11 protein-coding genes are annotated in these 11127 nt (G+C 57.5%); 3 read left to right on the top strand and 8 right to left on the bottom strand.

Annotated elements, in window-relative coordinates:
* Positions 1-3 precede the first annotated feature (3 nt).
* From ACR3EM_RS21055 to ACR3EM_RS21080, 6 genes are all read right to left on the bottom strand, one after another.
* Complete coding sequence (locus tag ACR3EM_RS21055; protein ID WP_480472840.1) at positions 4-1134, bottom strand: murein hydrolase activator EnvC family protein; 1131 nt, start codon at positions 1132-1134, stop codon at positions 4-6.
* Entirely contained in the window at positions 1131-2648 is a 1518-nt protein-coding gene (gene gpmI / locus ACR3EM_RS21060; RefSeq protein WP_480472843.1) for a 2,3-bisphosphoglycerate-independent phosphoglycerate mutase, read from the bottom strand. The genes ACR3EM_RS21055 and gpmI overlap by 4 nt, the downstream gene beginning before the upstream one ends.
* 84 nt (positions 2649-2732) lie before the next feature.
* Positions 2733-4403 (bottom strand): sulfatase-like hydrolase/transferase, encoded by a 1671-nt coding sequence (locus ACR3EM_RS21065; protein WP_480472845.1) that lies wholly within the window; start codon positions 4401-4403, stop codon positions 2733-2735.
* A gap of 15 nt (positions 4404-4418) precedes the next feature.
* Positions 4419-4649 (bottom strand): (Na+)-NQR maturation NqrM, encoded by a 231-nt coding sequence (gene nqrM / locus ACR3EM_RS21070; RefSeq protein ID WP_170692282.1) that lies wholly within the window; start codon positions 4647-4649, stop codon positions 4419-4421.
* A 15-nt stretch (positions 4650-4664) separates the two neighbouring features.
* Positions 4665-5690: an FAD:protein FMN transferase gene (locus ACR3EM_RS21075; protein WP_480472847.1), complete on the bottom strand. Its 1026-nt coding sequence runs from the start codon at positions 5688-5690 to the stop codon at positions 4665-4667.
* 67 nt (positions 5691-5757) lie between these two features.
* Positions 5758-5943, bottom strand: coding sequence for a hypothetical protein (locus ACR3EM_RS21080; protein ID WP_480471951.1), 186 nt, complete (start codon positions 5941-5943; stop codon positions 5758-5760).
* A 123-nt stretch (positions 5944-6066) separates the two neighbouring features.
* Here ACR3EM_RS21080 and ACR3EM_RS21085 point away from each other — a divergent pair, with 123 nt between their 5' ends.
* The gene (locus ACR3EM_RS21085; RefSeq protein ID WP_480472849.1) at positions 6067-6591 is read left to right on the top strand and encodes a CBS domain-containing protein; all 525 of its coding nucleotides are present in this window, start codon (positions 6067-6069) and stop codon (positions 6589-6591) included.
* Positions 6592-6595: 4 nt separating this feature from the next.
* Here ACR3EM_RS21085 and ACR3EM_RS21090 read toward each other — a convergent pair whose 3' ends face one another.
* Positions 6596-7375 carry a metallophosphoesterase family protein gene (locus tag ACR3EM_RS21090; RefSeq protein WP_480472851.1) on the bottom strand — a complete coding sequence of 260 codons (780 nt, stop codon included), beginning with the start codon at positions 7373-7375 and terminating at the stop codon, positions 6596-6598.
* 151 nt (positions 7376-7526) lie between these two features.
* Between ACR3EM_RS21090 and ACR3EM_RS21095 the strand changes: the two genes are divergently transcribed.
* A complete protein-coding gene (locus ACR3EM_RS21095) occupies positions 7527-8540 on the top strand; it encodes a GDP-mannose 4,6-dehydratase (RefSeq protein WP_480472853.1) in 1014 nt (337 codons plus the stop codon).
* A gap of 14 nt (positions 8541-8554) precedes the next feature.
* Positions 8555-9838, top strand: a complete 1284-nt coding sequence (tviB, locus tag ACR3EM_RS21100; RefSeq protein ID WP_480471954.1) for a Vi polysaccharide biosynthesis UDP-N-acetylglucosamine C-6 dehydrogenase TviB — start codon at positions 8555-8557, stop codon at positions 9836-9838.
* Between the two features lie 59 nt (positions 9839-9897).
* Here tviB and nqrF read toward each other — a convergent pair whose 3' ends face one another.
* Positions 9898-11121 (bottom strand): NADH:ubiquinone reductase (Na(+)-transporting) subunit F, encoded by a 1224-nt coding sequence (nqrF, locus tag ACR3EM_RS21105; RefSeq protein ID WP_480472855.1) that lies wholly within the window; start codon positions 11119-11121, stop codon positions 9898-9900.
* Positions 11122-11127: the final 6 nt, after the last annotated feature.

The raw sequence follows: 11127 nt of genomic DNA on the forward strand, positions 1-11127 counted from the left end.
CGTCTATCCATCCTTGTCCGTCCGGAACCAATTGTCCGGATCCACGGGGCTGTTGTCTTGTCTTACCTCTATATAGAGCGTTTCTGACCGGTCAGTTCCAGTGCCATCACTGCTTGTTGACATAATAGCGCCGATTCCCGGTGTTTCACCGGGCATCAGACCGACCGGAGTACCCTCGGGGATCACCTGTCCGGGCTGACCATAGACCTCTTGCAGGCCAGAGAACACAAAAAGCAGATCAGGCTGAGGCTCCAGGATCACCAGATTCCCCAAATCCAGCAGAGGGCCACGATAGCGGATCGTCGCAGCCGTCGGTGACACAACCAGTGCGCGCGGGCGCGTGCCCAGCACCAACCCCGGACGCGTGACCCCTGCGGCATCCGTCTCACCCGCTCTATGCAGGATCACACCTTGCGTCGGCAGCGCGATCTGGCCTTTGAGATCAGCGATATCGGCAGTGGTCACCGCAATTTCGCCCGCTGAAATCTCGGACAGGCCGCTGGCAAACCCATCCAGTGTTTCTGTCGATGAAATCAGAATGGCCGTGCGCACCGGATCTTCGACAAAACGGCGCGGCAGGTCGGTGCGGTCTGCAATCGCTTGACTCAGCTTCGTTCGAGCATCCTGCACGCCTGACAGGCCCTCGGTCAGCGTATCCGCAGCGCTTTGCTGAAGCTGCCGTAGCGTCTGAACCTCTTGCAGATCAGCCGCCAACGCCCGGGCCTGTGCGTTCAGGCCCGGTGTGACCTCGGACAGCATCATTCCGGTTCGTGCTGCCCCCAAGGGCCCTGACGGGTGCAGCATCAGCACTGGTGGAGCGGTCGTTTCAATGGTTTGCAGCACGCCCAGCAATCGCGCCACATCTTGTTCGCGCGCCTGCAGTTCTGCGGTCAATTGGGCTTCACGCAGCGTCGCTCGGCGCAAACCGTCGCGCATCGCCGTCAACCCAACCTCATAGGCCTGGATCGTTTCGGTCAGCGCACGCACGCGGTCACGGGCCGAGTCAGCCTCCGACAGAGCAATCGAGGCCTGCTCCAGCATTTGCGCAGCCTCCAACGCGGCCTCAGACGGGCTGTCTTGAGCCATCGCAGGCCACGGCCAGAGCAATGTCAGGCTGAGCCAGAATACCCTCATGTCAGCAGGCTTTGCCCGGTCATCTCAGCAGGCACCGGTAGTTCCATGAGCTGCAGTAGCGTCGGCGCGAGATCGGCCAGCCGTCCATCGCGCAAACCTGCGCCCTCAGGACCACCGACCAAAACGACAGGCACCGGGTTTAGCGTATGCGCGGTGTGCGGGCCACCTGTTTGCGGATCGACCATCATTTCGCAATTGCCATGGTCCGCAGTCACGATCATCGCGCCACCGACCTGTTTCAAGGCGGCAACCACTTGCCCCAAACCCTGATCAACGGCTTCGCAGGCATCAATCGCCGCTTGCAGGTCGCCCGTGTGGCCGACCATATCAGGGTTCGCGTAATTGGTGACAATCAGATCATACCCGGCATGTATTGCTCCGACGAATTTCTCGGTCACTTCGACCGAGGACATCTCGGGCTGCATGTCATAAGTCGCCACCTTGGGCGACTTGGGCATAAAGCGGTCCTCGCCCCCTTCAGCCTGTTCCTTACCGCCGTTCAGGAAAAAGGTGACATGAGGGTATTTCTCGGTCTCGGCCAACCGGAACTGGCGCAAGCCCTGTTTTGCGACCCATTCGCCCAGAGTATTCACGATATCGCGCTTGGGAAAAACAGTGGTCATGTAGTCATTGTGGCCATCGGAATACTCGACCATGCCAAGCAGCGCCGACAGTTCTGGGCGCGGGCCGGTGTCGAAATCGGCAAAGCCGGGCTCACCGATGGCGCGCAGAATTTCGCGGGCGCGGTCGGCGCGGAAGTTCAGGCAGAAGAAGCCGTCACCATCTTTCAGCCCCGCATAGCCCTCAAGCACCGTGGGCGTGATGAACTCGTCCGTTTCCGATTGGTTATAGGCATGATCCACGGCAAAATGGGCGGTGTTTTCCACCCTGCCCTGCGCTTTGATGATGGCGTTGTACGCCTCGGACACCCGCTCCCAACGATTGTCTCGATCCATGGCAAAGTAGCGGCCGCAGACGGTGACGATCTTTGCTCCTTCGGGCAAACGGTCTTCAAGCTCCGAGATATAGGTAAAGGCTGATTTCGGAGCCACATCGCGCCCGTCCGTAATGGCATGCAATACGACCGGGATGCCCGCATCGGTGATGGCCTTGGCGGCGGCCACGATGTGATCCAGATGCCCGTGTACTCCACCATCCGAAACCAAACCCATCAGATGGGCTGCCCCACCTGCAGTTTTCACCTTAGCGATGAAGTCCTGCAGCGCGTGATTGTCAAAGAACGAGCCGTCTTCGATGGCCAGATCAATCTGTCCCAGATCCATCGCGACCACGCGCCCTGCCCCGATATTGGTGTGACCAACCTCGGAGTTACCCATCTGACCGCTGGGCAAACCCACATCCGGCCCATGCGTAATCAGCTGCGCACGAGGACCTTCCGCCATAAGGGCATCAAAGTTCGGGGTATTGGCCAGATAGGGTGCGTTGGCTTTGGTGTCTTCAGACAGGCCCCAACCATCAAGGATACACAGGACAACGGGTTTGGGGGCGGTCATGAAAGCTCTCCGGGTGCAGTGTTGCCACCTTCTACCCCCTGCCCGCGCAAGGTTGAACCGTCTTTCGGCGCTGCAAGGGCAGAATTAATCTGCCTTGTAATCCCCAAATGGCCGTGCCTTACGGTTGCGGTATTTCACGGTCAGCTCAAGCGGCATATCGTTTTCGTCGTAGATACCAATCACTACGCCTGTTCCACGGCTCGATCCGCGCATGTTCAACAGCTGCTCCTCGGACCGGGTTGTGCGCTGAGACGGACGGCGGGCCCAGGCAAATAGATAGTCATACATCTCGGCGATAATGTCTGCGTGCTCATCGCTTTCGCCCAGATCGGTCAGTTCATCTGGATCAGTCTCCAGATCGAACAAAAGCGGGCGATAGCCACCCTCACAATGGACCAGCTTCCATTTCTCGTTTGCGACCATGAACATGACCGCATCCCGCACCGAAGCATTCAGCATCTGGGCAATGGGCGAAGCAGAATAGTCGTATTCGCAGATAACGACATCGCGCGGGGTGTTGTCGGATTGCCCATGTAGAATCGGCAGCAACGAATGCCCTTCGAGGATGTGTCCGGCGGGTTCTCCGCCTGCAACCTCCAGAAAGGTGGGGGCCAGATCGATGGATTCGACCAGCGCGTCGCAGGTGGTGCCGCGTGTCGCGTCAGCTTCGGGTGATGGATCATAGATGATCAGCGGCATTTTGGTTGAGGCATCGTGGAAGAAGGTCTTCTCCCCCATCCAGTGATCGCCCAGAAAATCCCCATGGTCCGAGGTCAGCACGATCATGGTGTCCTGCATCCGCCCGGTCTGCTCCATCCAGTCGAATAGCCGCCCCATCTGATCATCGGCCTGTTTGATCAGGCCCATATAGGCCGGGATCACAGCCTCGCGCACATCCTGACGTGAGAATGTCTGGCCAATTTTCGTGTCCATGAACGCCTTGAGCACTGGATGCGCATTCTGCCGCTCAGCCTCGGACCGAACCACCGGCAGTACGTGCTCGGGGCCGTACATCGAGGCATAGGGTTCCGGCACGATGTAAGGCCAATGCGGCTTGATATAGCTGAGGTGACAGCACCACGGCCCTTCATGGCCGTCCATAAACTCAATTCCACGAGAGGTCAGATAGGGCGTTTCGCTGTCTTCCTCGGCGATATTGGCCGCCTCGGATGAGTTTTTCAGAAACCAACCCGACAGCACATTGCCATCTGCATCCAGACCCGAATTGGCAAAATCGTGCCAGGGATTTTCACTGTCGTAACCTTTGTCCTTCAGATATTCGTTGTACTTCTTAGCCCCACCGGGATCATAGAAACCATCGGGTCCCTCGGGGCGCATCCCATCATCGCGTTCAAATACATCAAACCCGCATTCGGCTACGCGCGCACCGATCAGGCTGTCGGGCTCAAGCCCCAAACGGGCCATGCCCTCGGCATCTGCGCGCATATGGGTCTTGCCGACCAACCAGCAACCCATCCCCGCCTTGCGCAAATGATCGCCCATGGTCATCTCACCGACTTTCAGCGGAATACCATTCCACGACGCACCGTGCGAATGCACATAGCGGCCGGTATAAGTCGACATACGGGAACTGCCGCAAATCGGAGACTGGATGTATGCGCGGTCAAAACGCACGCCCATCGCAGCGAGCCGGTCAATATTCGGGGTATGGAGATGTGGATGTCCGTAGCAGCTGAGGTAGTCCCAGCGCAATTGGTCGAACATAATGAAGAGGATGTTCCTGGCTTTGCTCATGCCAAGAGGGGTATCCTAGCCTTCCATCTGTTGCAGCATCTTTTTCGCACGCTTGCACTGCAACTGGTCGCGCAGAGGGCTGTCGGGATCGACATCCTTTTGGCAGACCACACATTTATCGGCACCAGAGATCGCGTTCAGGCCACCGCAGCTGCCCTTGATGGTCTTGCCCATCAGCATCACACCCAGCGCCATACCAACCATGACGATCAGCAACAGGAAAAAGGCCAGAATAAAGGTGCTCATAACGGTTCCTACCGGTCAGTTGGTCCCCAGCGCATCCTTGAACGCGCTGCTTTGTACGGTGATATAGGCTTCTTCCCCGCTTGTCACATCCCGCGAGATGAAGAACACGGCAAGTTTATGCTTTTCGGCCAGTTCCATGCCCTTTTCCTGCCCCAAGGCCAGCATCGCCGTCGCCCATGCATCCGCCATCATCGCGCTGTCTGCCAGAACCGTAACCGAAGTGGTGCGATGCGTGATCGGGCGCCCGGTCGTCGGGTCGATGATGTGGGAATAGCGAACGCCATCCTGTTCGAAGAAATTCTTGTAATCGCCCGAGGTCGCCATGCCGAGATTATCCAGAGATACGATCAACTGAATGGCCTGAGCACTGGCCTCCGGCTTTTCGATACCGATCCGCCAGGCCTCACCCTTGTCATTCTCGCCCATGGCCACAAGATCGCCTCCGATCTCGACCATGTAATTCTCGATCCCCGCTTCGCGAATCCGGGCGGCAACCGCATCAATCCCGTAGCCCTTGGCGATGGCAGACAAGTTAATCCCTACACCCGGTTCAGACTTGGCCAGCGTCCCCGACGCCCGATCCAGAGTCAGCAGGCGCGCCTGACCAACCTGATCCAGAGCGGCGTTGATTTCAGCATCTGCAGGTACCGGATCCTCGGGCTTGCGCGGACCAAAACCCCAGAGTTCGATCAACGGGCCGAGGGTGACGTCAAAAGTGCCTTCGGATTTGGCATGAACCTCGTTGGCGGCCTCCACGACCAGCGCGAATTCATCAGAAACCGGCATAGGATCCGTGCTGGCTGAGGCGGAAAAGGTCGAAACCTCGGAGTTTGGGTCCCAATTGGACATTTGCGCATTGACCTGCGCCAGCGTCTCTTGCACCGCCTCGCCAAGCGCCGCTTCGTCCAGATCGTCACCGATTGCGGTGATGTTGAACGTCGTTCCCATCGTCTCACCCGACAGCGAAACTACATCAGGTTCGGTATCGAACAGGCAGCCGGTCACAAAAAGCAGCGAAGCCAGAGCAATCAGATGGCGCATCGGGCGATCTCCTGGGAAAATCCGTGCCCGGCGTATGCCAGTGGCCATGCGCAGAGTCAAACCGGCTTCATATCTTGAGCGGCAGAAAGGCCAGCATAAAAAGCCCGATTGCCGCCGGGACGCCGAACACCCACGCACGCCTCTGCCAGCCGGGGAGTTGCTGCTTCCAGGCCATGCGAAAATTGTGTCCGCAGACAACTACAAAAAAGAAGATCAACGCGGCTATGGGCGGGGTCAGGTACAGTTCGCTCACGTGATCGAATTTCCTTGTAAAGTGGCCGGGTTACGCCGGTCTGCAAATTTGCACCCTATACAGCGGCTGCCCCTTCGTTAAGGTGGACAGAACAGAGATATCCCAAGACAGAGGAGACCGCCCATGGCCCCAAGCTCTTACCAGCCCCCTACACGTGGCGACAAGGCCGCGTCGACAACCCGCAGTCAGTCGGTTGAAACCAACCTGTCACAGACCCATTCGACGGTTGCGAAACTGCTGGAAGGCAAAGGGGATGCAGTATTTGCGGTGCGCCCGAACGACACGATACATTCGGTTGTCGATATCCTGCGCGACAAACATATCGGTGCCGTGGTTGTAACGGACCAGAACGGCGCACTGCAGGGCATTTTGTCTGAACGTGACATCGTACGCCGTATGGCCGAGACACCGGGTCAGACATTGCCGCAATCGGTGTCTGATCTGATGACGACCGAGGTCAAAACCTGCGCCCCCGAAGATCTTCTGAACGATGTGCTGAAAACCATGACCGAAGGACGGTTCCGCCACATGCCGGTGCTAACCGATGGCAACCTGCGCGGCGTTATTACCATCGGAGACGTGGTGCATTTCCGCCTGAAAGAGCTGGAGTACGAAGCGCTCAAGATGAAGCAGATGATCGTCGGCTAAAGGCTCAGGCCAAGCTACATACGATCCCTGAGCGGTTGGTCGAAATGAACCGGATGGTCCCATCCGAGATTTCGGCCGCCGTAAGCTGGTTTGTCGCAAACGCGCCCGTATCAATTGAAACGACCCTGCCCCGCACGCATGGCTCATCAATGATTGTGTGCCCGTGAATGACCCACTGTCTGTCCCTGCGCGCCTTCGCGGGGAAATTCGGATGGCCCCACAGGCAGGTCCGAGGCATCTGCGCCTCGACCGGTTTTGTTGGGTCCATTGCCGCGTGAACCGCGGTAATATTGCCGGAGGTCCAGTGCAGCGGGCGTTCCCGCAGCCACTCCAACAAGGGCTCACCCATCGCGTGTCTCAACTTCTCGGCCTTAGTTTCCGGCCCCAGATCAAGCGTGCTGGTCAGACCGAACGAGGCCAGCGTCTGCGTTCCTCCGTTATGCATCCAAACGCGTTCAAACTTGGCCGGGTTGTCGAGAAAGCTCAGCAACATCTCTTCGTGATTGCCCTTCAGGCAGATCGCCCTGCCGTGGCGGCTGGTGCTGAGATGACGCAAATGGCGCAAGACCTGGGCGCTGTAATCGCCCCGATCAACATAGTCGCCCAAAAAAACCACCGGAACGGCATCGTCCAGCGCGGCCAGAAGTCTCTGCAAAAGATCAAGCCTGCCATGGATATCGCCAACCGCATAAAACCGGCCCTCAGGGGCCAGTGTCGACAGGTCAGTCCCCTGCGTCTGCACCGATTCCGGGCGCAGAAGAATTTTGATCCATCTCGGCAACATCGGCCAGATGCCTAACTCGGTAAGCCGGTTGCAGCAATCGCCAAATCCTGATCCCAATGCCTCTGCCCATCAGAAACCTGAAATATCCGCTTGACGATCCGACGAGGAAAGTATCCCTGAGAGGCAGGTTCCGAACAACGGTGTACGATACATGAAACGGGTTTTGATCACGGGTACGGCAGGTTTTATCGGTTATTATCTGGCCAAACTGCTGCTGTCCGAAGGGTTTCGCGTACATGGCTATGACGGAATGACGGATTATTACGATGTCAGCCTCAAGCATCGCCGGCATCAGATGTTGCTGCAAAACCCGAATTTCACCGCAACCGAAGCCCTGCTGGAAGATCACGAAAAGCTGATGCAAATCGCTGATGAGTTCCAGCCCGAGATCATCGTACATCTCGCAGCGCAAGCAGGCGTGCGCTACAGCCTGGAAAACCCACGCAGCTACATCGACTCGAACGTTGTGGGTACGTTCAACGTGATGGAGGTCGCCCGACTGCATAAGGTCGACCACCTGCTGATGGCCTCGACCTCTTCGGTTTATGGGGCAAATGAGGAGATGCCGTTCACCGAGGTTGAAAAAGCCGATCATCAGCTGACGATCTACGCCGCCACCAAGAAGGCAAACGAGGCGATGGCGCATTCCTATGCGCACCTTTGGGACCTTCCGACGACCATGTTCAGATTCTTCACGGTCTACGGGCCTTGGGGACGCCCCGATCTTGCGCTTTTCAAATTCGTGGATGCGATCCTCGATGGTCGTCCGATCGACATCTACAATCACGGGGATATGTATCGCGATTTCACCAATGTCGAAGACCTCGTGCGTGGTATCCGGCTACTGATCGACGTGCCCCCCGTGCGCCCCTCGGACCGCGATGAGATCGAAGAAGGAGACAGCCTGTCCCCCGTCGCACCGCATCGTGTGGTGAATATCGGGAACGGCGATAAAGTGCGTCTGATGGATTTCATCGAAGCCATCGAAGACGCGATTGGCCAGAAAGCCATCCGGAATTACATGCCCATGCAAATGGGCGATGTGCCGGCGACTTGGGCTGATAGCGCATTGCTGCAACGCCTGACCGGATATCGTCCGCAGACCGACTTCAAGGACGGCGTTGCGCAATTCGTCAAGTGGTTCCGAGAATATTACGGGAAATGATCTGAGTGACCGGCATGTTTGAAACCGACCCGAATGCCCGCAAGATTGCTGTGATCGGCCTCGGCTATGTCGGCCTGCCGCTGGCAGTGGCTTTCGGCAGGATCGGGCCAGTGCTGGGGTTCGACATCAATGCCGAGCGGATTGCCGCGCTTCGTGCCGGAGAAGATACGACGCTTGAAGTTGAACCTGCTGAGCTGAGCGCGGCAGATGGATTGACCTTCACCACCGACGCGGCGGATCTGGCCACATGTGATACCTTCATCGTGACGGTCCCCACGCCGATTACTGCGGGCAAACAGCCTGATCTTGCCCCATTGCTCAGCGCATCTGAAACGGTTGGCGCAGTGCTAAAGCCCGGCGATCTAGTGATTTACGAATCCACCGTTTACCCCGGCGCCACCGAAGATGATTGCGTGCCGGTGCTGGAACAGGTCTCGGGCCTGACATTCAATCGCGATTTCTTTGCGGGGTACAGTCCAGAACGGATTAACCCCGGTGACAAAACTCATCGGATCGCCGATATCTGCAAAGTCACCTCTGGCTCCACACCCGAGGTCGCGGATCTGGTCGATACCCTTTACGCGCGGATCATCACCGCCGGGACCCACAAAGCCGAGAGCATTCGCGTCGCCGAGGCCGCAAAGGTCATCGAGAACACGCAGCGTGATCTGAACATCGCGCTGGTGAACGAATTGGCGATGATCTTTGGTCGTCTGGGGATCGACACCGACGCCGTGCTGCGCGCGGCGGGCACCAAATGGAATTTCCTGCCCTTCCGACCCGGACTGGTCGGCGGGCATTGCATCGGCGTCGACCCCTACTACCTGACCCACAGGGCCGAAGCCGTTGGTCATCACCCTCAAATCATACTGGCAGGGCGGCGCCTGAACGATGGCATGGGCAGTTATGTCGTTTCACAACTCGTCAAACGGATGACCCGCGAAGGCATCAATGTCAGCGCGGCGCGCGTATTGGTGTTGGGGCTAACCTTCAAGGAAAACTGCCCCGATCTGCGCAACACCCGAGTGATCGATATCGTGACCGAATTGCAGGACTACGGCGTTGCAGTGGATGTGCATGATCCGCATGCCGACCCGCAATCAGCGTTCGATGAATACGGTATATCGCTGATCGATAAGGCCCATTCCGGAACGTATGACGGCATCGTGGTGGCCGTTGCGCATCGCGAATACCTGGCGCTCGATCCAAGCGAAATTCGAAGATATGGCAAAGACCAAAGCGTTTTGTTCGACGTCAAATCCTGCTTGCCGATAGAGGCAAGCGATCTGCGTTTGTAATCCTTCACCGTAGCCGAGAAGAAAAAACCGGCGCCCTGAAGCGCCGGTTTTTTTTGGTATCACCCGCCGAAATCGTCGAGCATGATATCTTCGCGGTCCACGCCCAAATCCAGCAGCATGTTGATGACCGACTGGTTCATGATTGGCGGGCCACACATATAGTATTCGCAATCTTCCGGCGCGGGGTGGTTCTTCAGGTATTCCTCGAACAGCACGTTGTGGATAAAGCCGGTATAACCTTTCCAGTCATCCTCGGGCTGGGCATCCGACAAGGCGACGTGCCATTCGAAATTGTCGAACTCTTTGGCCAGAGTGTCGAAATCCTCGACAAAGAACATCTCTTTTTTCGAGCGCGCACCGTACCAGAAGCTGATCTTGCGGTTGCGGTTTTCAAGGCGCTTGAGCTGATCGAAGATGTGGCTGCGCATCGGGGCCATACCGGCACCACCACCGATGAAGACCATCTCTTTCTCGGTCTCGCGAGCAAAGAACTCGCCAAACGGGCCCGAGATTGTGACCATATCGCCCGGTTTCAGGTTAAAGATATACGACGACATCTGACCCGGCGGGATACCTTCGGACCCCGGAGGGGGTGAAGCCACGCGGACGTTCAGCATGATCATGCCCTTCTCGTCCGGGTAGTTGGCCATCGAATAGGCGCGCTCAATCGGTTCGGCGACGACGGATTTGTACTGCCACAGATTGAAACGATCCCAGTCTTCCCGATACTCTTCTTCAACATCGAAATCGGTATAGGCCAACTGGTGCGCAGGCGCTTCGATCTGGATATAACCACCGGCGCGGAAGTTCACATCTTCGCCTTCAGGCAGATCCAGCGTCAGAGCCTTGATGAAGGTCGCCACATTCTCGTTCGAGCGAACGGTGCATTCCCATTTCTTGACGCCGAAGACCTCTTCGGGAACTTCAATGTCCATGTCCTGCTTGACCGCAACCTGACAGGATAGCCGGTCACCGCACGACGCTTCGCGTTTGGTGATATGGCTTTCTTCGGTCGGCAGGATCGATCCACCGCCGGAATGCACGCGCACGCGACATTGTGCACATGTACCGCCACCGCCGCAGGCGGAGGGCACGAACAATTTCTCTGCTGCCAACGTTTGCAGCAGCTTGCCACCCGCCGGGACCGAAATGGTTTTCTCACCATTAATGGTAATGTTCACGTTGCCAGTCGATACCAGCTTAGACCGCGCCGCCATGATGATGGCCACCAAGGCCAGAACGATGACGGTAAAAAGGGCGACGCCTAGGGTAAAGGTCTCCATTCCGCC

Source organism: Ruegeria sp. AH3, from assembly GCF_056536265.1.